This window comes from Mycolicibacter minnesotensis (assembly GCF_010731755.1).
GTDB classification, from domain to species: domain Bacteria; phylum Actinomycetota; class Actinomycetes; order Mycobacteriales; family Mycobacteriaceae; genus Mycobacterium; species Mycobacterium minnesotense.
Genome location: NZ_AP022589.1, coordinates 2,747,270 through 2,769,583, shown reverse-complemented (window position 1 = coordinate 2,769,583; position 22,314 = coordinate 2,747,270). Strand labels below are relative to the sequence as shown.

Here is a 22,314-nt window from a genome sequence, read left to right as displayed (position 1 = left end):
CAAGCTAGTGCCGTGCGGATCGAGCGGCTCGGCGACCTGGGGGCGGCACCGGAGGTGCTGCGCGCCGTCGGCGACGCCACCGACCGGTGCGGGCTGCCGCCGCCGGCCGCGCTGACCGGCGAATGGTTCGGCGCCACCGCGGTGATCGCACCCAGCGTGCTCGCCGAGCCGGTCCGCCCCGGCGCCGTGTTCGAGCTGACCGAACCCGTTCCCGGCGCTCCGCCCGGGGCGGTGGGCGGCGGCTGGATCGGATATCTGTCCTATCCCGACGCCGGCGCAGACGGCACCGGACCCCGCATTCCCGAAGCCGCCGGCGGCTGGACCGACTGTGTGCTGCGTCGCGACGCCGACGGGCAGTGGTGGTTCGAGAGCCTGTCGGGCGCACCGATGCCGGGTTGGCTGGCCAAAGGCCTGACCTCTCCCACGCCCGCCCGCGCCTGCCGGATCTACTGGGAGACGCCGGATCGGCAGGCACACCGTGCCGGGGTGCTGGCCTGCCTGGAGGCCATCCGTTCCGGTGAGGTCTATCAAGCCTGCGTGTGCACCCGCTTCACCGGCACCGTCACGGGTGCCCCCCTGGACTTCTTCGCCGACGCCGTGACGCGCACCGCGCCCGCACGCGCCGCCTACCTCGGAGGCTCCTGGGGTGCGGTCGCATCACTGTCACCGGAGCTGTTCCTGCGCCGCCGCGGACAGGCCGTGGCCTCCAGCCCGATCAAGGGCACCTTGCCGCTCTACGCCCGCCCGTCGGCGCTGCAGACCTCGGTCAAAGATGTCGCGGAGAACATCATGATCGTGGATCTGGTCCGCAACGACCTGGGCCGGGTGGCGATCACCGGCACCGTCACCGTGCCCGAACTGTTGGCGGTACGGCCCGCACCCGGCGTGTGGCATCTCGTCTCGACGGTCTGCGCCGAGGTCCCGGAACAGTTGCCGATGGCGGACCTGCTGGAAGCGACGTTCCCGCCCGCGTCGGTGACCGGAACGCCCAAACACCGCGCCCGTCAGCTGCTCTCAGAGTGGGAGCCGTCACGTCGCGGCATCTATTGCGGCACGGTCGGTTTGGCGTCGCCGGTGGCTGGCTGCGAACTCAACGTCGCGATCCGCACCGTGGAGTTCGACGCCGCCGGCGGCGCGGTGCTCGGTGTCGGCGGCGGGATCACCGCGGACTCCGACGTCGACGCCGAGTGGCAGGAGTGCCTGCACAAGGCGGCCCCGATCGTGGCCGCGCATCAGTCCCGGGAACGCAGCACCGCGTCGTAGAGTTCGCGCCGCGACACCGCTGCAGGCGCGGCGGCGATCACCTGCGCACACGCATCTTTGACCCGCATGCCCTCTTCGGTCAGCCGGTTGACCTCATCGACCAACGTCGGCAGATCGGCGCGCGGACTGGCCCCGGCGAGCACCACGGTGATCTCCCCCAGCACGGTGTCGAGGGCCCATTCGGCCAACTCGGCCAGTGTCGCGCGCCGCACCTCTTCGTGGGTCTTGGTCAGCTCCCGGCACACCACCGCGCGCCGGTCACCGCCGAGCTCGTCGACCGCGTCGCGCAGGCAGTCGGCCAGCCGCCGCGGCGACTCGAAGAACACACACGTGCGCCGCTCGTCGGCCAACGACGCCAGCCACGCCCGTCGTGCCGCCTGCTTGCGTGGCGCGAAGCCCTCGAAGCAGAACCGCTCCGAAGCCAGTCCCGACACCGCCAGCGCCGTGGTCACCGCCGACGGGCCGGGCAGGCAGGTGACCGGTACTGAAGCCTCGGCGCACGCCGACACCAGGCGATAGCCCGGGTCGCTGATCAGCGGCATTCCGGCGTCACTGACCACCAGAACAGTGGCACCGGCTTCGAGGTCGGCCAGCAGCGTCGGCACCCGCGTCGCCTCGTTGGCGTCGAACAGACTGACCACCCGTCCGGCGATCTGCACGTCGAGCGCCTTGGCCAGTATCCGCACTCGGCGGGTGTCTTCGGCGGCCACCACATCGGCGGTGCGCAGCGCGTGGACCAACCGCGCCGAGGCATCGGCGGGCTGCCCCAGCGGGGTGGCACCCAGCAGCAATCGACCATCGGACATGGCGCACAGCCTACGATCGTGCGCATGAGCGCTCCGACCACCACCAGGCCCACGGCCGGGTTGGAGCGCACTGTTCCGATGATCAGCCCGGGACTATTGGTGCCGGTGGCCGATTTTGGGCCTACCGACCGGGCCCGGGGCTGGGCGGTGACCGCGGCGGTGACACTGCTGGCCGCGGTGACCCGGTTCTCCAACCTCTACTCGCCGACCGACGCGGGCACCCCGATCTTCGACGAGAAGCACTACGCCCCGCAGGCCTGGCAGATGCTGCACAACCACGGAGTCGAGGACAACCCCGGCTACGGCCTGGTGGTGCACCCGCCGGTGGGCAAGCAATTGATCGCGATCGGCGAGGCTTTGTTCGGCTACAACGGGCTGGGATGGCGGTTCAGCAGTGCACTGCTCGGAGTGCTCGCGATCGCGCTGCTGGTTCGGATCGTGCGGCGGATGACGCGCTCGACGCTGGCTGGGGGAATCGCCGGGCTGCTGCTGGTGGCCGACGGCGTCAGCTTCGTCGCGGCGCGCACCGCGCTGCTGGACGGCTTTCTGACCTTCTTCGTGGTGGCCGCGTTCGGCGCGCTGATCGTCGACCGTGACCAGGTGCGCATGCGCATGCACTCCGTGTTGACCGAGGGCCGCGTCGGCGCGACCCCGTGGGGCCCGAGGCTGGGGGTGCGCTGGTGGCGCTTCGGCGCGGGGGTGCTGCTCGGACTGGCCTGTGCCACCAAGTGGTCGGGGCTGTATTTCGTGGTGTTCTTCGGTGCGATGTCGCTGGCATTCGACGTGGCCGCGCGACGGCAGTACCGGGTGCGGCGACCATGGCTGGGCACCCTGCGCCGTGACGTGACGCCCACCGCCTACGCCCTGGCACTGATTCCGTTCGGGGTGTACCTGGCCTCGTATGCGCCGTGGTTCGCTTCCGAGACCGGCGTGGACCGGCACGAGGCCGGCCAGTCGATCGGGCTGGAGAGCCGATTGCCGATACCGGATGCGCTGCGCTCGCTGTGGCACTACACCTACCAGGCCTATCACTTCCATGCCGGCCTGACGAACGCCGCGGGCAACCACCACCCGTGGGAATCCAAACCGTGGACGTGGCCGATGTCGCTGCGCCCGGTGCTCTACGCGATGGACCAGCACGACGTTCCCGGCTGCGGCGCCCAGTCCTGCGTCAAGGCGGTGATGCTGGTGGGCACGCCGGCACTGTGGTGGGTGGCGGTGCCGGTGCTGGGTTACGCATTGTGGCGTTCCCTGGTGCGCCACGACTGGCGCTACGCCGCGGCGCTGGTCGGCTACTGCGCCGGCTGGCTGCCCTGGTTCGCCGATATCGGTCGGCAGATGTACTTCTTCTACGCGGTGCCCATGGCGCCGTTCTTGGCGATGCTGGTGGCGCTGATCTGCGTCGACATCGTGAATGCCGGACGCACCGGCACCCTGGAGCGCTGGGCGCTGGGGCTATTGGCGGTGTCGTGTTACGTGGCGCTGGTGCTGACCAACTTCGCCTGGCTGTATCCGATCTTGACCGGGGTGCCCATCGCACCGGCCACCTGGAACATGGAGATCTGGCTGCCCAGCTGGGCGTAAACCCGCTTCGTTCTCGCTTCTCGCTTTCTCCCCCTCGAGATTGCACCCACGGTTGCTGACGCAGGTTATCCACAGCCCTGGGCTCAGTGGCACGCCCCTGTCGATCTCGCTGAGCACCATCGAGCTATGCGCGAGCCGTTCAAAGGGAGCGAGGTGATGCGCCTCGGCGGCATGAGCCGCGGCACGCTGCGATGGAACTACACTGCGATCTTTCCCGACGTCTACGCCAGCAAGCACGCGCTGCCGACCGTGCGGCTCCGCACCGTCGGCGCCTGGCTGTGGTCGGGCCGCAAAGCAGTGATCGCCGGGCGCGCAGCGGCCGCCCTCCACGGTGCGCGCTGGGTCGATGCCGCCACGCCGATCGAGCTGATTTGGCGCAACGGGCGCCCGCCCCGGGGCATCATCGCGCGCAACGAACGCGTCGACGCCGACGAACTGGTCGAGATCGCCGGGATGCTGGTGACCAATCCGGCCCGGACCGCGCTGGACCTGGGCCGCCACCTGCCCCGCGGGCTCGCGGTGGCGCATCTCGATGCCTTGAGCCGAGCGACCGGCGTCACCGCCGGCGAAGCCCTGGCGGCCCGTCGTCCCAAGTCGCGCGGGCTGCGCCGGTCGACGGTCGCACTTGAGCTGATGGATGCGGGCGCCGAGTCACCCAAGGAGAGCTGGCTACGGCTGGTGTTGATCGATGGCGGACTACCGGCGCCCACCACGCAGATCCGCGTCGGCGACGACACCTCGGTGGCATTCCTGGACATGGGTTGGGAGGCCGCGATGGTGGCGATCGAGTACGACGGCGAGCAGCACCGGACCGACCGCAGGCAGTACGCGCGGGATGTGCGCCGCAGCGAGATGCTCCGGGACCTGGGCTGGTGGGTCATCAGGGTGATCAAAGAGGACCACCCGGCCGTCATCGTCGCCCGAACACGCGAGGCACTCGCGCGACGCCCCGCCGTGAGACTGCCGCCAAGGTTGTGATCGTCAGGGCGGCACAGCCACCGCCGCAATATCGACGAATCGAACTGATGTGCGATAGGCTGCGTGCTGTGGCGATACCGGTACAGGATTCGCTGTTCAACCTCAGCGAACGACGACAGCTCGACGACGGGGCGTGGCTCGACGTTCGTCCCGGCTGGCTGTCTGACGAAGGCACCGATCTGCTCGGCGAACTGCAGGCGGCCATTGCTTGGCGGGCCGAACGGCGCCGGATGTATGACCGGGTTCTCGATGTGCCCCGGCTGGTGAGCTTCCACGATCTCGCATCCGGGGACGCCCCGCACCCGGTGCTCGGCAGGCTGCGCCGCCGGCTCAACGACATCTACGCCGGGGAACTCGGCGAGCCGTTCACCACCGCGGGCCTGTGCCTCTACCGCCACGGCGGCGACAGCGTGGCCTGGCACGGCGACACCCTCGGCCGCGGCGCCACCCAGGACACCATGGTCGCGATCGTCAGCGTCGGCGCCACCCGCACCCTGGCCCTACGGCCGCGCGCGGGCGGGCCCGCCCTGCGATTGGCGCAACACCACGGCGACCTGGTGGTGATGGGGGGCTCGTGTCAGCGGACCTGGGAGCACGCCATCCCGAAGACGGCCAACCCCACCGGGCCGCGGATCAGCATTCAGTTCCGCCCGCGGGGTGTGCGGTAGAGAACCGTCAGTTCCGGATCGCGGCCACGGCTGACACCAGCAACTCGCGTGCCCGTGCGGTGTCGACCGGAACCACCGGCTTGGATGGCACCACCAGCGGGTTGGCAGTGACGATCACCTGGTACGGGCCGAAGTAGGCCGAGTAGTTGTAAAGCTCACCCACCCGAGACTTGCCCCCGGTCACCGCCTCGATCACCCGGTGCACACCCAGGGTGGTGACGCCGTCGATGTGCGGTGCGTCGATCGTTTCGATCAGTCCGCGCATCTGCGCACCGGAGAAGCCGATCCGCCGGCAGGTGCGCCCGGGTTCGGTGACCGGAACAGGCTCCGAGGTCTCCAGGGCGATGGTGATGAACCGGCCGCCCTTGCCTTCGGCGGCAACGGCGGACATGTTGCCCTGCACGCCCTGCGGCAGTTGCTGGCCGACGGCGAACTTCGAGCAGTCGGCCGGATCAAAGTTCAGGCCCGGGGGCAGTGCGGTGCCCGCCAACAGCTTCGGGTCGATCCCGGTTCGTGGGACGACCTTGACCTGAAATTCCGGCCCGAAGGACGACCTGACCTCGCCCACCTTGGCGATGTCGGCGGAGACCTCTGCCGGCCCGGAGCTACAGGCGGCGAGCAGGCCGACACAGCCGATGGTCAGCACCGTGCGAAGGGTCAACATCGGAGCCAATTTACCCAACGCGACCTGCGCTGCGGGCGGCGGTCACCCCACCGCTTGGATCGCTTGGCGGCCAACTTCTTTGATCTGCTCGGCGGTCGCACGGTCGAACGACAGCTGGTCCTGAGTGGGGACGTCGAGAACGGTGGTGACGACGCCGGGATCGTCGCGCTCCCAGTAAGCGCCTAGCCGATCGAGGATGGCGCGCATAGGCGCGTTCTCCGAGAGCACCCGCGCGGTGAACTTCTCGATCCCCTCCAACCGGGCGATCACCGATACCGCTCCCACCAGGAACGTGCCGATACCGCGCCCCTGATAGCTGTCGCCGACGATGAAGGCGATCTCGGCGAACGTGGGGTTCTCCGGATCTCGGACGAATCGACCATCGGCGACGAACGAACCATCGAGCTCGGTGACCACCCACACGAAGTGGTCGGCGTAGTCGACCTCGAACAGATAGTGCATCAACGCGGGGCTGGGGGTTCGGGTGGTCTGGAACCGCCGGTACAGCGTCTCCCCGGAGAATTCGACGTGGCCCTGCAGGGTCCGCGCACTGTCGCCGGGCAGCACCGGACGCAACAACAGCGGGGTGCCGTCGCGGGCCTGGATGGGCACCGCGGAGATGTAGGCGGCCAGCCGTTGGCGTGCGATCCGCACCAGCCGGCCCATGACCTCGGGGATCTGCACCATGTCGTGGAAGGTGTGCTCGTCGCCGATCCAGCCGGTCAGCGCCGTCACGGTGGTGACGGTGGCCGTCCGCAGACCCTGGCGCAGCAGTGCGATCTCGCCCACCACCATGCCGGCGGTCACCTCGTTGACCGCCACGGCGCCATCGTCGCCGACATGTTTCACCACTGCTGATCCCGATGAGATGAGCAGGAAGGTGAGCGCCTGTTCGCCTTGGTGCATCAGATCGGTACCGGCGGCAGCCCGCAGCGGCCGCAACCCGGCGGCCAGCGGCGCCACGTCAGCCGCTGAGCATCCGGCGAAGATCTCCATGTCCCCCAGGTCGGCGGCTGGCCGCGCGGCGTCGAGCGCTGTGGATTCCGGGTCCCGCCGCGAGTTCACCATGGAGTGCTCCGCCCTTGTGTGCCCTACAAGGGTAGCTGGCGGACTCGGCCGCCCCAGGTTAACTGGAGGCCGACTAATGTTAATGATTTAACACTGTCGTAACAGCCAGGATTCGGTATGGGCGATCTGGGCCGCTAGCCTGTGCCCGCGACAGCGACATGCGAGGAAGAGATCACCGAATATGACCCAACTGAACCCGAAGCTGCAGGACATCTACGACGAGGTGCTGCGGCGCAACCCCGGTGAAGCCGAGTTCCACCAGGCAGTTTTGGAGGTGCTCAGCAGCCTCGGCCCGGTGGTCGTCAAGCACCCCGAGTACGTGGACCGCGCCGTTATCCGGCGGATGTGCGAGCCCGAGCGCCAGATCATCTTCCGCGTTCCGTGGCTCGACGACAACGGCAACGTGCAGCTCAACCGGGGTTTCCGGGTGGAGTTCAACTCGGCCCTGGGCCCCTACAAGGGCGGCCTGCGCTTCCACCCTTCGGTGTACCTGGGCATCATCAAGTTCCTCGGGTTCGAGCAGATCTTCAAGAACTCCCTGACCGGCCTGCCCATCGGCGGCGGCAAGGGTGGCTCGGACTTCGACCCGAAGGGCCGCTCCGACAACGAGATCATGCGGTTCTGTCAGTCCTTCATGACCGAGCTCTACCGCCACCTGGGCGAGCACACCGACGTCCCGGCTGGTGACATCGGCGTGGGCGGCCGCGAGATCGGCTACCTGTTCGGCCAGTACAAGCGCATCACCAACCGCTACGAGTCAGGCGTGCTGACCGGCAAGGGACTGAGCTGGGGTGGGTCGCAGGTACGCACCGAGGCGACCGGCTACGGCGCGGTGTTCTTCGCCGACGAGATCCTCAAGACCTCCAAGGATTCCTTCGAGGGCAAGCGCGCGGTGGTCTCCGGCTCGGGCAACGTGGCGATCTACGCGATCGAGAAGATCCACCAGCTCGGCGGCACCGTGATCGCCGCCTCGGACTCCAGCGGCTACATCGTCGATGAGAAGGGCATCGACCTGGAGCTGCTCAAGGAGATCAAAGAGGTCAAGCGCGACCGCATCGAGGCCTACGCCAAGGCCCGCGGTGGGGCGACGCAGTTCGTCAGTGACGGCTCCATCTGGGACGTGCCCTGCCAGATCGCGATCCCCTCGGCCACCCAGAACGAGCTCGACGGCACCCACGCCGCCACGCTGGCCAAAAACGGCTGCAAGATCGTCGCCGAGGGCGCCAACATGCCGTGTACCCCGGAAGCCGTCAAGCTGTTCGGCGAGGCCGGTGTCACGGTGGCTCCGGGCAAGGCGGCCAACGCCGGTGGTGTGGCCACCAGCGCGCTGGAGATGCAGCAGAACGCCTCGCGCGACTCGTGGAGCTTCGAGTACACCGAGCAGCGCCTGGCCGCGATCATGCAGAGCATTCACCACCGCTGCCTGGTCACCGCCGACGAATACGGCGCCCCCGGCAACTACGTGCTGGGCGCCAACATCGCCGGCTTCATCCAGGTTGCGGACGCCATGACCGCGATGGGCCTGATTTAGTCGTTCATTGACTCTGCGCCCATGGCGGGGTGCTCTCGCACTTTCCGCCGTGGGCGCAGAGTCAACGTGCTTTGGTCCCCCTATCGCCTAGCATCGCCGGTATGAATCGGATTCTGGGTGCCGCCGTGTCGATCGGGACCGCCGCCATGGCGCTGCTCGCCAGCGCGCCGGCGAACGCCGACGACGCCAGCTACCTCGCCGCGCTCGATGCCGCCGGTGTCTTCCGATCCGGTCCGCCCAATGCCCGCCTGTCAGCCGGGCACCGGTTCTGCAACCAACTGCGTGCCGGGTCCACCCCAGACCAGGTGGTCAACGACTACGTGCGGCGCCCCTCTTTCGGTGGGCCGTCCATGGTCGACGATCTGACCGTCAACCTGCGCCCGGTGATCGACATCGCCCAGCACGAGCTGTGCCCTGACACCTTGCACTGATTCAGCCGCCTAGACCGCCTGGCGTTCCGCGGCAGCGACGAGGTTGCGCGTCAGCGTCCCCAGTACAACGCGCAGGACCAACCAGTAGCCCACTCCGACTGCCCGCCAACGCGTCTCGTATCTTCCGCGCCAAGTTACCCGCGTGCCGCCGACTTCCTCGACGAATGTGACCTCAGCGCGGTAGTCGTGGATCGGCCCGCCGGCCAGCAAGGTGTAGCCGTGCCGTACGGGTGGTTCGTGGATGGTCACCTGCTCGCGGGTCGGCCGCGCGCGTCTGCCAACGGCCCGGATCGCACCGACGCCGGCATCGCCGGCAGGGCTCATGGACTCCCACGTCGAGTAGGGAATCAGGGGCCCGGCCCAATGCGACCACCGAGCCCCGTCGGAAACCAGGGCGAACAGGGCCTGCGGTGATGCCGTGCTGTGTCTCTGGATTACGCACGCGTATCGGCGAACCATGAGCGTCAGAATAACAGAACTTTGTTCTATTATCAGAGGATGACGGTTCAGCCTCCCCTGCCGTTCGCCCGAGCCCGCAACGCTGCGCAACGTCAAGACCGCTTGTCCCAGATCACCACCGTCACACGCGAGCTACTGACACATAGGCGGGCGACCGCGCTGACGCTGACCGATGTGGCCATGGCGGCCGGCCTGGCGAAATCGGGCATCTTGCGTTACGTCGGCTCACGCGAGGCCCTGCTGCTGCAGGTGATGCATGCGGAGCATCTGGACTGGATCGACGCGCTGACCGAAGAACTGCCCGGTACCGCCGCGCCGACAGCCCTGGCCCGCACCCTGGCCGCCCGCCCCGTACTGTGCGACCTCATTTCGGCCTCACCCGCACTGATCGCCCAGCTCGACCGGTCGGAGCTGAGCGTGCTGACGGCCCAGGCGAGTGACGCCCAGCAGCGCCTCGGTGCGGCACTTCGCCCGGCGCTGCCGCTGTCTGACGATCAGCTGCGCGCACTGACCGCGGCAGTACATGCCTTCACCGGCACAACGTGGGCCTGGACCGACCCGCATGCGATCCAGCCAATGGTCACCGACTTCACCTCGACCCTTACCCGGCTACTGACAGTGTTCATCGCCGGACTGGCGTCGACGGGATGACGGGTCAGTCCGTCGCGGCGCCGTCGCCGGACCGCGCCAGGATCTGGTCCACCAGGGGGATCTCGACAACTTCGCCGGGTTCCACCGCCGGCGCCCACCGACCGGCATCCAGATCATGTTTCTCGGTGAGGAACCGCAATCGATAAGCCTGTTGGGAGCGTTCGAAGGTCCGCTGTGCGATGCGGGCGTTGAGCCCGCCGTTGACCACCGCGCCCAGCACCGGAACCGCCTGCGCCAGCTTGTTTTTCGCCAACCGAAATCCCAACGCCATGGAGACCTGCTGGATCACGTTGTCCGCCTGCTGCGGCTGGAGTTCATGCCACGACTCCTGGCGCATCATCAGCTCGGTCAGTCGCGAGAGCGACGCCAATGCCGCAGCCTTCTCCGCGGCGTTGCCGGCAGCGGAATAGGCGATCACGCCGGAGGCAAACGCCTGCTCGTCGGGCTCACGGACGTCGTAGCCGTAGTGCGCCGCAACCAGAGCCACGATCCGCCCCATGCCCACCAGCACCGCGGTCACGTCGGCTATGACGGCTGAGGCAGCCACCGTCATGCTCGTGCCGCCTGTGACCACGCTCGACACCGCCGAGCCCGTCACCGCCAGCGACGACGCCGCACCCTCGGCCGCGGCCAACGCGATATAGCGCTCCTTGCGGCGTGGCATCGAGCGGTCGCAGTACGACATGTCGAGCCCTTTGACCTGCTCATAGGACTGCAGCGTGACGCCAATGTCAGCGAACGTGGCAAAGACCGTGTCCGGTTTGACCGAATTGAGTCCCCGCTCGACGAGCAGGACGTGCAGCGTTTCCAGGGCCTTGGTGGTGAGCTGGTCGGCCTTGCCGATGGCGGCCGTGGCGCCCGGGACCTGTTCGACTCCCGAGCGAACTTGGGTCGCCACCTGCTTGGCGCGATCCGTGATGCCCTGACTGAGTCCCTCGAACCATCCGGGTGTCTCGCGGGCGGCGGCCGCATCCAGTAGCGCGTCCCATTCCCTGCGCTCGTAACGGGACATGTCCGACCGGCCAGACGACGCCACGGGGAAATCCTACCGATCACTGCCCGTTCAGGGCCTGGCGAAGATCCAGCCCCATCGGGGAATCCAGCGGGATCTCGCCGGTCGCCACCACGGCGCGGGTCAACGGGCGCAATGCGCTGACCAACTCGTCACGTTCGGCGGCGGTCAACGCGTCATACGCCGGGGCGGCGAGCCGATCGGTCTGTTCTTCGATCTGCGCCTTGAGCCGGACACCGTGCGGGGTGAGTCCCTCTGCTCCGGCCAGCCCCCTGTCGCGCAGTGCGGTGGTGAGCCGGGCCCACTCGTCATCGGTGAACCCGCGCGCGAGCTCGTAGGTGCGGCGCGGGGCGCCCGAGGCCGCGGCATGAAACACATGCGACTCACGGCCGCCGATGCCGGCGGCCAGAAGCGCCGCGATATGGCCATCGCCGCGATGTTCACGCAGAACCGTGGCAGCATGCCACAACCTCGCCAGGGGCTGTTCGGGCAGCGGCAGTGCATGGTTGGCAGCCCCCAACACCCGGCCGGCCAGGGGCACCGCAGCCGCCACCCGCGACGCGAGTTCGGCCGCACGCTCCACCGCGGGGCCGTCCGCCGCGTCCGCGAGCTGGCGCCGCAGTGCTGCGACGGCGCCGTGTTCTCGAGCCCGCAGCGCCACTTCGGGCGGGGCGAAGTCCCATGCGGCGGGCACCGCTTTGGCAACACGTTCGAAGGAGAAGTTGTAGAACGCCGCGTGCACAACGTCGGCGCCGACCGCACCCAGCGGCGCGGCCCGACCCGCGAAATATCCCATCCAGAAGCCGCGGTAGCCGGCGGCGTCGAGTGCGGCCAGGGGTTCCGGCGAGAAGTAGACCACCGCGTGTAGCGGCTCCAACAGGCGCCACAGTGCTCGGGCCTGCGACGGCTCGCTCATCTTTCCGCCTCACTCGGCGACGCGCCCGACGCGGGAGCCGGCAGACGGTAGCGAGCGGCGATGCCCTCGATGAGCAGCTCTACCCGGCGTTCGAAAGCTTCTGCAGTGAAGGGATCAAGTCCGGCCTCGGCGATGGTCCGCAGCGTCGCATGCTCGCCGGCATCGGAGCGCTCCAGGGCGGCGTACAGGCGGGCACGCCATGGATTGCCCTGGCGCGCATGGACGTACTCGCGATGCGCTTCGCTGACCGCACCCATCGCCAAGTCGGTCACCGCGGAGTACACGTCCAGGCAATCGCGTGCGGACAATCCTTGGGCACGCAGCGCGTCGAGGGCATGGCCGACGTAGTCCAACTCGCCGTCGTATTCGGCGGCACCGCTGATGAACTTCTCCAATAGGGCGGGTTCCGCCGCCAACGCAGAGCGAAGGAACATGGCGTACTGCCTCAACCACTGCGCCCAATCCTTATTGCCGTCGAAGCGGGGCGGCGACGCGGACTGCAAGGATTGGCTGGCAACGAGTTTCAGCAGGTCGTCTTGATTCTTGACGTGGTGATAGAGCCCGGGAAGGCTCACGCCGAGGTGTTCGGCGACGCGGCGGATGGTGGCGTCCTGGGGGCCGATCTCCAGAACTGCTCGGGTTATCGCCTCTGTCCCGATCCGCCGTGGCCGACCGCGCCGGGAGGCGCCGCGGTCAACCCGCACGGTAGGCAGCCACGATGGGTTCCAATTCGTCAGGCGTGGCCCCGTGCAAGATGACGCGGTCGGCGCCGTAGCTCAACTCGTCGCGGATACGTTGGGCGCATCGGGTCGGCGCTCCGGTGGCGGCCGGCACAAGCCACTCGTCGGGAAGAAGGGTGGCGATGTGTTCGATCTGCGCTGCGGTGGCTTTGGCGTCGATACCTCCGGCGATGGACTGCACGACGCTATCCTGCCGAAAGCGTTGCAGGACTGCGGGGTTCCAGTCATTGGTCGCGACCATGAGGTCACCGTAACCCTGCAGGTAGGTCGCCAGCCGGGCGACCGTCTTCTTCAGGCGCAGCTCTTCGGGGAGATGGTCGCCGACGGTGGCCAGACATGACCAGACCCGCACACTGCCGGGATCCCGCCCGGCCCGCTCGGCGGCTTCTTTGACCGTGCGGACACTGCGTTGCATGGTCTGCGGGGTGAAGTAGGTGTGCAGGATGACGTCGTCGAAGGCGCGCCCACCCAACGCCAGCGTCTTGGGGCCGAACGCGACCAGCGCGAGTCGGATGTCTTCCCGGAAATCCCCGTCGAGGAACAGCAGCGGGTAGGCACCGATGGGACCGTCGTGGTTGACGATGAGCTCGCCGCGCCACAGCCGCCGCATGACCGTCCCGAAATCCTCCAGCTGGGCGGTGGTGACCTTGGGTATGCCGAATCCCGCATAGATGGGGCCGATTCCGCGGCCTATTCCGAGGGTGAACCGGCCGCCGGACATCCGGTGCATGGTGGTGGCCCAGGATGCGGTGATGAGCGGGTGGCGGGTGTTGTGGTTGGTCGCCGCCGTGGCGATCTGCATGCGCGACGTGACCGCGCACGCCGCACCGCTGAGCGACGAAGCCTCTTTGATGTTCCACCGTTCGGACAGGAACGCGGTGCCGAAGCCCAACTGCTCGCCGCGTTGCGCTTCGTGTACCAGGGTTGCCGGACCCTCGCCACCTGCTCCGGCCATCAGGTAGTAGCCGAGTTCGTCGAGCAAGCGGGGCGGGGCTGCGGCGCTGATCGGCTCAAGCATCAGTTGAGCTCCCCGATCAGTTGGAGGGTGTCGTGGTCACGGATCGCCTGGGCGCCGCGAGCGAGCATGGTCAGCACCATGGTGTCGCCCCGTTCGGTGACCGCTGCGTAGGCGAAACCGAGAGCGGTCAGCAATGGAGCCTGCAGCAGGCCAAGCCGATAGTCGGACCAGCACTGCGCGAAGGAATAGCCGGCAACGCCATGCGATATCAGGGCCGCGTGATAGGCCGCCACCAGGTCGCGTTCGTGTTCGCGTCGGTACTCCGGCAGCAGGCTGGTCGCCAGGAAGTAGGCCAGGTCGCGGGCCGGCAGCCCGACCGACAGGGTCTGCCAGTCGACGACGGTGACTGCTCCGGTCGTGGGATCGAACAGCAGGTTGTCGCAGCGATAATCGCCGTGCAAGAGGCAGTAGCGTTCTGTCGCGGTGAGCAGCCACGGTTCGACGACGTCGCCGACGCTGCGCAGGGTGTCGCGGTCTGCCGAGTCCAGCCTCGGCCCGAGCCGCTGCACCATGATGTCGAACGCCGATCGTGCGATCTGTCCCATGCCCGCTGCAAAGCCCGCATCGGCCATCGGCATGGTTGCTGCGGGGAAGTCCAGCCACGCTGGATCACACCACCGCGGCCCGTGCAGGCCGGCCAGGGCCTGCACCGCGACACGTGCGGCGGCCACCTCGCACCCCGCCATCTGATCGCCTTGGACCGCCGGGGCCTGGTCGGCCATCACCAGGACAAAGTCGGCTCCGCCGTTGGCGACAGCGCAGTGATACACGGTGGGCAGCGGCACAGCGACGGTGTTCGCGACGTGTTCGTAGAAGGCGTGCTCGGCCGCGTAACCCAACGCTACGCGCTGGCGGACGTCCGGGTCCTGGGACGGCAGCTTCACGACGACGGTCGCGGGCGCGTCGCCGGCGGGACCGCTGTAACGCGGCGTCACCCGATACGTCGCGCCCGTCTGACCTGTCCCGACCGGGACGACATCGGCGGCAGACACAGGGCGGGCCAGCACCGCTGACAGCCACGACGCGGTGACGTCGTCTGGCCCGGCGGGGATCGGTAGCTCGGTGTTCACGCCGGCCCCGCGGCACCGCACTGAAGCATGAGGCCTCCCCAAAGTTCTGATACGAATTTTGATAATCAGTATCTAAATAGTGCGGCGGGTATGTCAACGGGTGGCGCGGGGCGGAAGCTTCGGCGCGGATACCCGTCCAACGGCAAGCGCCGATGCGACACTGGAACGCGACCTGGCCCCCGACCAGAAGAGACAACATGTGTAGCGCGTGCGAGTGGGCACCGCATTTCGCCAAGTACGACACCGTGACCACCCGCCGAACCGTGTTGCGGGCCACCGCAGCGCTGGTGGTCGCCGGGGCAACGGCCAGTGCATGTTCGACGCCAGGTCCGGCCCCGCTCGACGGAGAATCCTCCCCCAGCTCGCCGACCTCGCCGGTGGACTACGTGTTCCACAATGGCCGGGTCTACACCGTCTCCGATTCCGCTCCGTGGGCGGAAGCCGTTGCCGTAACCGGCGATACGATCAGCTACGTGGGTGACACCGCCGGCGCGTTGGCACTTGCCGGGCCGGACACCACGATGATCGACCTCGACGGCCAACTACTGATGCCCGGCTTCGTCGAGGGACACATCCATCCCTTTCTCGGGGCATTTCTGAGCCACGGCGTCGACCTTCAATTGCCCACCGGCGCAGACGCACTCGCCGCGATCGGCGAATACGCGGCGGCGAATCCGTACGGGCCCGTTCGCGGCTTCGGTTGGCGGATCGACATGTTCGGCCCAAACGGGCCGAACCGCTACGAGCTCGACGCCATCCTGCCCGACCGCCCAGGCTTCTTCTTCGCCATCGACGGCCACAGCCTATGGGCCAACAGCAGGGCGCTGGAACTTGCCGGCGTCAACCGCGAGACCAAAGACCCGGTACCTGGTTTCAGCTATTACGCGCGAGACGACGCGGGCGAGCCCACCGGATACATCCTTGAGACCGATGCGGTGCTGAGCCTCGTCAACGCCATCGATCCGATCAATCCCGTCGGCATGATGCGGCTCCTGGAGGGCTGGCTCCCGCGGGCCTCCGAAGCCGGCATCACCTCGATCTTCGACGCCGGCGTTCCGCCGGTCGGCGGCAAGCAGGCCCACCTCCTTGCGATCTACACGCACCTCGACGACCAGGGCCTCCTGCCGTTCCGCGTCGTCGCCTCCTACCTGGTCAAATCACCCCCGGTCGATGACGTCGTGCAAAATCTTCTGGCGCTGCGCGAGCGGATCTCCTCCAAGTTGGTCACCGTCAACGTGGTCAAACTGATCGGCGACGGCACCCAGGGCGGCTACACGGCCTGGCTCATCGACCCCTATGCCGACAAGCCGGACAGCACAGGCTCATCGCCGTTCACCGACGACCAATGGCGACAGGTGGTCGGTGACGTCGATGCCGCGGGTTTCGATGTCCACGTGCACGCGTGCGGAGAGCGTGCAGCGCGCACCGCACTCGATGCGATCGGCGACGCTATCGCCGCCAACCCACTGCGCGATCGCCGGCACACCGTTGCCCATCTGGTCTACGTGCAAGACCCCGACAGTCAGCGTTTCGGCGAACTCGATGTCATCGCCCAGTTCTCCGCCAACTGGATGTCAGCCGATCCCGACACCGTCACGAACATGGCCGCCCGCTACGGGCCACCGCGTCAAGACCTCCTGTATCGCATCCAGAACGTTCTGAAGTCCGGCGGCCGGGTTTCGCTGGGCACCGACTGGCCCGCGGCCGGCTATTACTCCACCTACAAACCGCTGGATTCCATCCAGATCGCCGTCACGCGCCAGCTCGTGGGCGACCCGGAGGCCGCGGTTCTGGCGCCGGCCGACCAGGTGCTGTCGGTGGCGGAGGCGGTGTACGCCAACACCATGGGCGCGGCTTATCAGATCCGCCTCGATGACACAGTCGGCTCGGTGGAAGTGGGCAAGCTGGCCGATCTGATCGTGTTGGACAAGAACATTCTGGAGATCGATCCGCATGACATCCACACTGCTCGCGTCACCTTGACGATGATGAACGGGCGAATCCGGCACCGGGTGTAGCGGCCCGCCGCCGCGAGCGCCTCGGTACCGGATCGGCCGCAGGACCGTAACGGCCGGCATACAGTTGTGTCTTACTGCCATAAACCACGGCTGAGAAATTGACCAGCCGTGCTACTAATTCATCGTGACCGACCTGCACCGATCGTCACCGATGCCGCCCGAGTGGAGCACTCCCAGCACGGAACCGGGTTCGCATCGGCATTCGAATCAGTCAGGCACCCGGCGGAATCGAAGCGAGGCAGGTCGGCGTTCCCAAAGGTATTACCCGATCTCTGAAATCCTGCATATTCCGGATCCACCCGCACCGCGCAAACCCGCACCGGCCTCCGGCTGGCGAAAACTCGTCTATGAGGCCTCATTCCACGGCATCAACGCCGGGGAATCCCGGATCGAACAGCATTACCGCTCACTGCGCGAGCAGATCCGTCAGCACATGCACCGGCACTTGGTCATCGGCGTGGTCTCCGGCAAAGGTGGCGTAGGCAAGACCACGCTGACCACCTGCATCGGCGGCATTTTTCGGGAATGCCGGTCTGACAACGTCGTGGCGATCGACGCCGCACCGGGCTTCGGAACGTTGGCCGACCGGATCGACGCCGGCTCCCCCGACGGCTACGCCGACATCATCGCCAAGACCCCTGTTGCGGGCTACACCGACATCCGAGAGCATCTTGGCCACAACAACATCGGCTTGGATGTGCTGTCGGGTAATCAGACCTCCGACCAGCCTCGTCCGCTGGTGCCGTCGATGCTGACCGAGGCACTCACCCGTCTGCGCCGCACTCACCAGATCGTCCTGATCGACACATCGGACAATCTGGATCATCCGGTGATGAAAGCGGTGTTCAACTCCTGCGACGCCTTGATCTTTGTCTCCGGGCTCACCGGCGACAGTTCCATGCCGGTCGCCCGTTCCATCGATGTGCTGCGTTCCATGGCCTACGACGAACTGTTGTCGCGGTCGATGGTCATCCTCAACAACAGCCGCAACCACACCAATCCGCTGGCGCGAAGCTATCTCATCGATCTGTTCACCGAGGCCGAGATTCGTGCCGAGTACATGCCCTACGATCCCTACCTGGCCAAAGGCGGGATCATCGACACCCAGAACGAGCTACGCCCGCAGAGCCGGCTGCGGCTGTACGAAATTGCGGCGACGCTGGCGGAACAACATATCCGCAAATCCTCGCGGCTGAACTGACGGGCGCGTGCGACTGAACTAGACGAACTCTGTGGAGCTAAGGGGAATCGAACCCCTGGATTGCTCCACTGCGAATGTCGTAGCGCCACAAACGGGGCACCTAACGTTCGTCTGTTGGCTCGAAGACCGGGATGAACTCGACCAGGTCAGTCGGGTCAAGCGTCCGGTCGTACTGCCTGAGCAGACGAATGTAGATCTCACGGTCGACATCCCAGTCATAGCCCAACATGGGGCCGTCTTCTTGAGCAGCCACGAACACGAGGTCGGCAAGTAGTCGCGTCACGCGCCCGTTCCCATCGATGAAGGGATGGATGTGCACGATGGCGGCATGCGCGGCGATACCCAGGGCACGTGGGGTCAGGTCACCTTGGTGCCGAAATCGATAGAGCAAGGACTCAAGTGAGCTACGCAATTCAACCGCGATACGTTCGGGCGCAATGCCGATGTTGGTCTCGCGCGAACGCTGACGCCCACCCCACATCCAGACCAGGGCGTAAAGCCGTCGATGAAGGTCACGGACGAAGTGGTCCGTGAGCAAATCGGACACCGTCAGGGAGCCGGCGAAGACCTTTCCCATGAGATCATCAGCGATCTCATCCTGAATCTGTTGTTCGAGATCGTAGAGATCGGCCTTGCGAATCGGTTCACCGAGCACTTCGCGCGCTCGAGCGGTCAGCGCTTCGCGCTCTTCTTCGGTGGCGAGCGTTTCACCGTAGTCGGCCTGGAAGGCCATCAGCCCTTAACGCTCAACGACGCCAGGAACTCTTCAACCTTGATCGAGCGAACGTGGTCGGCCGGCACAACGCGCTGCTCTAGCCGAGCCGAAGCCTTGGTGGAGCGCGAGACGAACCTGCGGCGGGCGGCCACTGACATGCTTTGCTTGGTCATCACGCCCCCTTGAGTTCACACGAGTCTATCGGGCCACAAGCAACCGTAAAGGGGCCGCGGTGTCGCGGCGGTCAAAGCGTTGCAAACCATGCTCGGCCATGCATCATCAGCGATGAACCTCGACAACTACGCCGACCTTTCCCCGACGATCGGAAAGTCGCGCGGATGTACTGAACCGCCATCGCGCTGCTGCGCTGGAACAGATTCACGTTTCGGCAGATGGAGGCTGATCGGTGATCTTTGGCATGCGTTCAAAGACCTCGCATACCGCTTGGATAGACATTTCCCGATATGGGTATCCGGCAAGATATGCCCACCGAAAGGTTGCATATTGCAGCGTAGCTGTGGCTGCCTCGATCATCTCAGTCAGCGGAACTACATCGGGCAATCGCACAGCTCGGTGATAGCCGGGTTCATATTCTTCGCCGAGTTCCAGCAAATAACCTTCCAGTGAGAACCAGTTCTGGCCATGTCCCGCTCCACTTGCCAGATTCCACAAGTAGGCCCACCGATCAGGGTCTTGGTCCTGCGCAGTCGCGGCGTACCTAACAATGTCCTCGTATCCCGGCAGCTTCTCTGTGATGGTTACGTCAGGCAGCTTTGCCTTAGCACGATCCACCAGAGTCTGCCGCTGCGCCTCGATCTTCGACCTATCCATCTCGCCCGCTTTTCGCGCCTTGATGAAGTAGCCGAGATCCCGGTACATCATTCGGACGTGTCGCCCAACGCACTCGGCGGAGTCCGGTACGTCGAGCAGCCACAAGCCGTGAGCTGCGGATTCAAGTCCTGCTCGGGCCAACAGGAGATACGGACGGTAGGCGACGTTGTGCACGGTGCTTTCGTCAAATTTGTAGGGTGCGACGCGGTCGGCCCACAGATTGAGATGCTCGAAGCCTGCATCGAGGTACGAACTGGCCCATGCCGATGCCTTCTCCCACGGGTAGTGCGCATCCGCGCTAGCGAGGCCACTTTCAGGTAGTGGGTCGACCATCCGGCTCAAGAGCAACGAATTTGCGCGGATTTTGTAGGTCGCCTCTACCCAACGTTGACGGTGGTCATCCGGCACTGCCATCTGCTCAGGTTGCATACGCGATGAGGGTAGTAACCGAGCAGGAGATTCCACGCTACCCGGTGGCCTCGGCGAGGCCTTGGCGCCGCTACGCCGGAAACGCGAAACCCCCCCTCACCTAACCCAACGCCGGTGAGAGGGGGTTTTATCCTGTGGAGCTAAGGGGAATCGAACCCCTGACCTTCTCGATGCGAACGAGACGCGCTACCAACTGCGCTATAGCCCCTGACCGGAAAGAGATTACCAGCCCCCGGCCGGCCCTCTGAAACCGAGACCTACTGACCGGCGGCGCGCGCCAGGTTGTCCCGCCAGCCGTAGCGGCCGGCACTCGAGGTGTACTCCAGGTGTTCGAATTCGGGGTCCTCGTCGTCGATCTCCAGCACCGCCACGCCCGGACGGCGCAGCCGTGAGGGAACGACCTCGAAGGCGTCGGAGTGGGCACTGGGCCGCTGCGTGCGCGGCCGCTCGGTCCGCCGGGCGCGGCGCGCCCGCACCTGCTGCTCGATGCGAGTCTGACGCCGCAGATAACCCAGGTAGAGCACCGTCGCGCCGGCCGCGCCGGCACAGATCCACCAGGCCGAAGGCGCCACGGTAAAGGCGGTGAGCGTCGAGAGCACCAGGACCACCGCCAGCGACATCAGCACCCGCTTGCGGAACTCGTACTTGCGCGCGCTGACCACGGCCGCGGTGTCGGCACGCGGGCGTCGGCCCCGCGCCGAGACGCCAGAGACCCGAGACCGGCTGGACTCCGCCTCGGGCTCCAGGCCTGAGCTGTCTTCGACGTATTCGTACTCGTAGGCCTCGGCCTCGGTCTCGCCGTCGGCTTCGGTTTCGGTTTCGGTTTCGGTTTCGGCAAGTGGTTCCTCACCGGCAGCCTCGTACTCGTCCTCGTCCGACGCCGGTTCGGGCTCCGCCTTGGCCGCCAAAGCCTCGGCCGCCATGGCGGCCTCCTGCGCGGCGAGTGCTTCCGCCTCGGCAGCGGCATGCGCCTGCGCTTGAGCCAAAGCTCGCGCTCGGGCCTGGGCCGCCTGAGCCTCGGCAGCCAGCCCGGCGTCCGACAACAGCAGCTCGCCGGAGTCCTCGGCGACGACGTCGACGTCGAGGTAGTCAAGCTCGGCCTGCTCACCCACCTGCGCTTCGGTGGTGGCGACGAACACCGCGGCGGCGGCGACGAACACCCGCGAGCCGCCCTCGGCGTGCTCGCCCTCGGCTTCGTCGACCTCATCGATGTCGTCGAGGTCGTCGGCACTGTGGCGCCAGTCGGGGTCGCTGCGGTGACCGGCGGCCGGGCCGCCGCGCTTGAGCAGGCGGGCGCTGGACCCACTGGTCAACACCCGGGTCGCCAACGCCACGTCGCTGGTCCGCCGCACTGCGTCACGCTTGCTGACCAGCATCGGCACCAGAACGAACAGCCAGAGGACGACCAGGGAGATCCAGAGCAAAGATTGGGGGATGCTGGGCATGGTTGGCCTGCTCCTTTCCGAGCCAAGGCTAGGCGTGCAAGCGACACGGCCTCGGACGACGCGCCGAACCAATTACACAGATGTAATTTACTCGTTGACCTCGTAAGTCACAACTATCACACGCGTAACAATTGCCCGAAAATGCGTCAGACCCGGCCGGCCCGGCCGGACTGGATCAGCCGAGAGGTCACCGACCCGGCAACCTCCTCGACCGTCATCGCCACCAGCAGGTGATCCCGCCACGCGCCGTCGACGTCGAGGTAACGCTTCAGCAGGCCTTCCTGGCGGAATCCCACCTTCTCCAACACGGCTCGACTGGCCCCGTTCTCGGGCCGCACCGTGGCCTCCACGCGGTGCAGGCCCACCGGCCCGAAGCAGTGATCCAGCCCGAGCGCCACCGCCCCGGTCGCCACACCTCCGCCGGCCACCGCGCTGGAGACCCAGTAGCCGATCCAGGCCGACCGCAGCGCGCCATGGGCGATGTTGCCCACGGTCAGCTGGCCGCAGAACCGGCCGTCGAGTTCGACGACATACGGCAGCATCCGCCCGTAGCGGGCCTCGGTGCGCAGGCTGGAGCACAACGGCGGCCAGGAGGCGCTGCCGTGCCGGGTCACCCAGTCAACCTCCACACTGGGCTCCCATTGCTCCAGATAGCCGCGGTCGGCCATCCGGATCCGACTCCACGCCACCCCGTCGCGCATCCGCACCGGCCGCAGCCGGATCACCCCGGCCGCCACCCGCAGCGGCCCGAGCACACTCGGCCAGCCGGGGCGCTCAACGGCCTTGAACGGCCACAGATTGACCAACATGGAACCG

The 22,314-nt window shown here is 66.9% G+C and carries 23 protein-coding genes and 1 tRNA gene; 9 read left to right on the top strand and 15 right to left on the bottom strand.

The window, feature by feature from the left end; translation table 11 throughout:
- Positions 1 to 12 precede the first annotated feature (12 nt).
- Positions 13 to 1,263, top strand: a complete 1,251-nt coding sequence (locus G6N09_RS12885) for an aminodeoxychorismate synthase component I (protein WP_083025746.1) — start codon at positions 13 to 15, stop codon at positions 1,261 to 1,263.
- Here G6N09_RS12885 and rsmI read toward each other — a convergent pair.
- Positions 1,233 to 2,069, bottom strand: coding sequence for a 16S rRNA (cytidine(1402)-2'-O)-methyltransferase (gene rsmI / locus G6N09_RS12880; RefSeq protein WP_083025749.1), 837 nt, complete (start codon positions 2,067 to 2,069; stop codon positions 1,233 to 1,235). The two genes, G6N09_RS12885 and rsmI, sit on opposite strands and share 31 nt — an antisense overlap.
- Positions 2,070 to 2,093: 24 nt before the next feature.
- On the opposite strand from rsmI, the gene G6N09_RS12875 reads away from it, so the two are divergent.
- From G6N09_RS12875 to G6N09_RS12865, 3 genes are all read left to right on the top strand, one after another.
- Positions 2,094 to 3,653 carry a dolichyl-phosphate-mannose--protein mannosyltransferase gene (locus G6N09_RS12875; RefSeq protein WP_083025751.1) on the top strand — a complete coding sequence of 520 codons (1,560 nt, stop codon included), beginning with the start codon at positions 2,094 to 2,096 and terminating at the stop codon, positions 3,651 to 3,653.
- Between the two features lie 126 nt (positions 3,654 to 3,779).
- Entirely contained in the window at positions 3,780 to 4,631 is an 852-nt protein-coding gene (locus G6N09_RS12870; RefSeq protein ID WP_083025753.1) for an endonuclease domain-containing protein, read from the top strand.
- A gap of 68 nt (positions 4,632 to 4,699) precedes the next feature.
- Positions 4,700 to 5,299 (top strand): alpha-ketoglutarate-dependent dioxygenase AlkB, encoded by a 600-nt coding sequence (locus G6N09_RS12865; RefSeq protein WP_179959830.1) that lies wholly within the window; start codon positions 4,700 to 4,702, stop codon positions 5,297 to 5,299.
- A gap of 7 nt (positions 5,300 to 5,306) precedes the next feature.
- Here the strand turns inward: G6N09_RS12865 and G6N09_RS12860 are convergent, their stop codons facing one another.
- Together G6N09_RS12860 and G6N09_RS12855 are read right to left on the bottom strand one after the other, a co-directional pair.
- Entirely contained in the window at positions 5,307 to 5,963 is a 657-nt protein-coding gene (locus G6N09_RS12860; RefSeq protein WP_083025757.1) for a DUF5642 family protein, read from the bottom strand.
- A 42-nt stretch (positions 5,964 to 6,005) separates the two neighbouring features.
- Positions 6,006 to 7,031, bottom strand: coding sequence for an acetyltransferase Pat (locus tag G6N09_RS12855; RefSeq protein WP_083025760.1), 1,026 nt, complete (start codon positions 7,029 to 7,031; stop codon positions 6,006 to 6,008).
- A 181-nt stretch (positions 7,032 to 7,212) separates the two neighbouring features.
- Here G6N09_RS12855 and gdhA point away from each other — a divergent pair, with 181 nt between their 5' ends.
- Positions 7,213 to 8,562: an NADP-specific glutamate dehydrogenase gene (gene gdhA / locus G6N09_RS12850; RefSeq protein ID WP_083025762.1), complete on the top strand. Its 1,350-nt coding sequence runs from the start codon at positions 7,213 to 7,215 to the stop codon at positions 8,560 to 8,562.
- 101 nt (positions 8,563 to 8,663) lie between these two features.
- Positions 8,664 to 8,993 (top strand): DUF732 domain-containing protein, encoded by a 330-nt coding sequence (locus tag G6N09_RS12845; RefSeq protein ID WP_234807001.1) that lies wholly within the window; start codon positions 8,664 to 8,666, stop codon positions 8,991 to 8,993.
- 9 nt (positions 8,994 to 9,002) lie between these two features.
- Here G6N09_RS12845 and G6N09_RS12840 read toward each other — a convergent pair whose 3' ends face one another.
- On the bottom strand, positions 9,003 to 9,452 hold the full coding sequence (locus G6N09_RS12840) for an SRPBCC family protein (protein WP_083025765.1): 450 nt from the start codon (positions 9,450 to 9,452) through the stop codon (positions 9,003 to 9,005).
- A gap of 39 nt (positions 9,453 to 9,491) precedes the next feature.
- Here G6N09_RS12840 and G6N09_RS12835 point away from each other — a divergent pair, with 39 nt between their 5' ends.
- Positions 9,492 to 10,103, top strand: a complete 612-nt coding sequence (locus G6N09_RS12835; RefSeq protein ID WP_083025768.1) for a TetR/AcrR family transcriptional regulator — start codon at positions 9,492 to 9,494, stop codon at positions 10,101 to 10,103.
- A 4-nt stretch (positions 10,104 to 10,107) separates the two neighbouring features.
- Here the strand turns inward: G6N09_RS12835 and G6N09_RS12830 are convergent, their stop codons facing one another.
- From G6N09_RS12830 to G6N09_RS12810, 5 genes are read right to left on the bottom strand one after another with little or no spacing between them, the layout of a single operon-like run.
- Positions 10,108 to 11,139, bottom strand: a complete 1,032-nt coding sequence (locus tag G6N09_RS12830; protein WP_133053091.1) for an EcsC family protein — start codon at positions 11,137 to 11,139, stop codon at positions 10,108 to 10,110.
- A 16-nt stretch (positions 11,140 to 11,155) separates the two neighbouring features.
- Positions 11,156 to 12,031 (bottom strand): SCO6745 family protein, encoded by an 876-nt coding sequence (locus G6N09_RS12825; RefSeq protein WP_083025773.1) that lies wholly within the window; start codon positions 12,029 to 12,031, stop codon positions 11,156 to 11,158.
- Positions 12,028 to 12,735, bottom strand: coding sequence for a TetR/AcrR family transcriptional regulator C-terminal domain-containing protein (locus G6N09_RS12820; protein ID WP_083025775.1), 708 nt, complete (start codon positions 12,733 to 12,735; stop codon positions 12,028 to 12,030). Before G6N09_RS12820 ends, G6N09_RS12825 begins: the two co-directional genes overlap by 4 nt.
- A complete protein-coding gene (locus G6N09_RS12815) occupies positions 12,725 to 13,789 on the bottom strand; it encodes a TIGR03857 family LLM class F420-dependent oxidoreductase (protein WP_083025776.1) in 1,065 nt (354 codons plus the stop codon). The genes G6N09_RS12820 and G6N09_RS12815 overlap by 11 nt, the downstream gene beginning before the upstream one ends.
- On the bottom strand, positions 13,789 to 14,859 hold the full coding sequence (locus G6N09_RS12810) for a phosphotransferase family protein (protein ID WP_083025779.1): 1,071 nt from the start codon (positions 14,857 to 14,859) through the stop codon (positions 13,789 to 13,791). The genes G6N09_RS12815 and G6N09_RS12810 overlap by 1 nt, the downstream gene beginning before the upstream one ends.
- A gap of 197 nt (positions 14,860 to 15,056) precedes the next feature.
- Here G6N09_RS12810 and G6N09_RS12805 point away from each other — a divergent pair, with 197 nt between their 5' ends.
- Both G6N09_RS12805 and G6N09_RS12800 read left to right on the top strand, forming a co-directional pair.
- Positions 15,057 to 16,877 (top strand): amidohydrolase, encoded by a 1,821-nt coding sequence (locus tag G6N09_RS12805; RefSeq protein ID WP_083025781.1) that lies wholly within the window; start codon positions 15,057 to 15,059, stop codon positions 16,875 to 16,877.
- A 433-nt stretch (positions 16,878 to 17,310) separates the two neighbouring features.
- The gene (locus G6N09_RS12800; protein ID WP_244959508.1) at positions 17,311 to 18,078 is read left to right on the top strand and encodes a MinD/ParA family ATP-binding protein; all 768 of its coding nucleotides are present in this window, start codon (positions 17,311 to 17,313) and stop codon (positions 18,076 to 18,078) included.
- 100 nt (positions 18,079 to 18,178) lie between these two features.
- On the opposite strand, the gene G6N09_RS12795 is transcribed toward G6N09_RS12800, so the two are convergent.
- From G6N09_RS12795 to G6N09_RS12775, 6 genes are all read right to left on the bottom strand, one after another.
- On the bottom strand, positions 18,179 to 18,811 hold the full coding sequence (locus tag G6N09_RS12795) for a Fic family protein (RefSeq protein ID WP_083025784.1): 633 nt from the start codon (positions 18,809 to 18,811) through the stop codon (positions 18,179 to 18,181).
- Positions 18,811 to 18,966, bottom strand: coding sequence for a hypothetical protein (locus G6N09_RS19520; protein WP_165756583.1), 156 nt, complete (start codon positions 18,964 to 18,966; stop codon positions 18,811 to 18,813). The genes G6N09_RS12795 and G6N09_RS19520 overlap by 1 nt, the downstream gene beginning before the upstream one ends.
- Before the next feature lie 205 nt (positions 18,967 to 19,171).
- The gene (locus G6N09_RS12790) at positions 19,172 to 20,053 is read right to left on the bottom strand and encodes a hypothetical protein (RefSeq protein ID WP_083025786.1); all 882 of its coding nucleotides are present in this window, start codon (positions 20,051 to 20,053) and stop codon (positions 19,172 to 19,174) included.
- Between the two features lie 135 nt (positions 20,054 to 20,188).
- Positions 20,189 to 20,261, bottom strand: a tRNA-Ala gene (locus tag G6N09_RS12785).
- A 49-nt stretch (positions 20,262 to 20,310) separates the two neighbouring features.
- Positions 20,311 to 21,498, bottom strand: coding sequence for a divisome protein SepX/GlpR (gene sepX, locus G6N09_RS12780; RefSeq protein WP_083025789.1), 1,188 nt, complete (start codon positions 21,496 to 21,498; stop codon positions 20,311 to 20,313).
- Positions 21,499 to 21,644: 146 nt separating this feature from the next.
- A complete protein-coding gene (locus tag G6N09_RS12775; RefSeq protein ID WP_083025792.1) occupies positions 21,645 to 22,307 on the bottom strand; it encodes a GNAT family N-acetyltransferase in 663 nt (220 codons plus the stop codon).
- Positions 22,308 to 22,314 lie beyond the last annotated feature (7 nt).

Coding starts and splice junctions, on each gene's coding strand:
- rsmI (WP_083025749.1), bottom strand. CDS start 2,069: ATGTCCGATGGTCGATTGCTGCTGGGTGCCACCCCGCTGGGGCAGCCC.
- G6N09_RS12875 (WP_083025751.1), top strand. CDS start 2,094: ATGAGCGCTCCGACCACCACCAGGCCCACGGCCGGGTTGGAGCGCACT.
- G6N09_RS12870 (WP_083025753.1), top strand. CDS start 3,780: ATGCGCGAGCCGTTCAAAGGGAGCGAGGTGATGCGCCTCGGCGGCATG.
- G6N09_RS12860 (WP_083025757.1), bottom strand. CDS start 5,963: ATGTTGACCCTTCGCACGGTGCTGACCATCGGCTGTGTCGGCCTGCTC.
- G6N09_RS12855 (WP_083025760.1), bottom strand. CDS start 7,031: ATGGTGAACTCGCGGCGGGACCCGGAATCCACAGCGCTCGACGCCGCG.
- gdhA (WP_083025762.1), top strand. CDS start 7,213: ATGACCCAACTGAACCCGAAGCTGCAGGACATCTACGACGAGGTGCTG.
- G6N09_RS12845 (WP_234807001.1), top strand. CDS start 8,664: ATGAATCGGATTCTGGGTGCCGCCGTGTCGATCGGGACCGCCGCCATG.
- G6N09_RS12840 (WP_083025765.1), bottom strand. CDS start 9,452: ATGGTTCGCCGATACGCGTGCGTAATCCAGAGACACAGCACGGCATCA.
- G6N09_RS12835 (WP_083025768.1), top strand. CDS start 9,492: ATGACGGTTCAGCCTCCCCTGCCGTTCGCCCGAGCCCGCAACGCTGCG.
- G6N09_RS12825 (WP_083025773.1), bottom strand. CDS start 12,031: ATGAGCGAGCCGTCGCAGGCCCGAGCACTGTGGCGCCTGTTGGAGCCG.
- G6N09_RS12815 (WP_083025776.1), bottom strand. CDS start 13,789: ATGCTTGAGCCGATCAGCGCCGCAGCCCCGCCCCGCTTGCTCGACGAA.
- G6N09_RS12805 (WP_083025781.1), top strand. CDS start 15,057: ATGTGTAGCGCGTGCGAGTGGGCACCGCATTTCGCCAAGTACGACACC.
- G6N09_RS12800 (WP_244959508.1), top strand. CDS start 17,311: ATGCACCGGCACTTGGTCATCGGCGTGGTCTCCGGCAAAGGTGGCGTA.
- G6N09_RS12795 (WP_083025784.1), bottom strand. CDS start 18,811: ATGGCCTTCCAGGCCGACTACGGTGAAACGCTCGCCACCGAAGAAGAG.
- G6N09_RS19520 (WP_165756583.1), bottom strand. CDS start 18,966: ATGACCAAGCAAAGCATGTCAGTGGCCGCCCGCCGCAGGTTCGTCTCG.
- G6N09_RS12790 (WP_083025786.1), bottom strand. CDS start 20,053: ATGCAACCTGAGCAGATGGCAGTGCCGGATGACCACCGTCAACGTTGG.
- sepX (WP_083025789.1), bottom strand. CDS start 21,498: ATGCCCAGCATCCCCCAATCTTTGCTCTGGATCTCCCTGGTCGTCCTC.
- G6N09_RS12775 (WP_083025792.1), bottom strand. CDS start 22,307: ATGTTGGTCAATCTGTGGCCGTTCAAGGCCGTTGAGCGCCCCGGCTGG.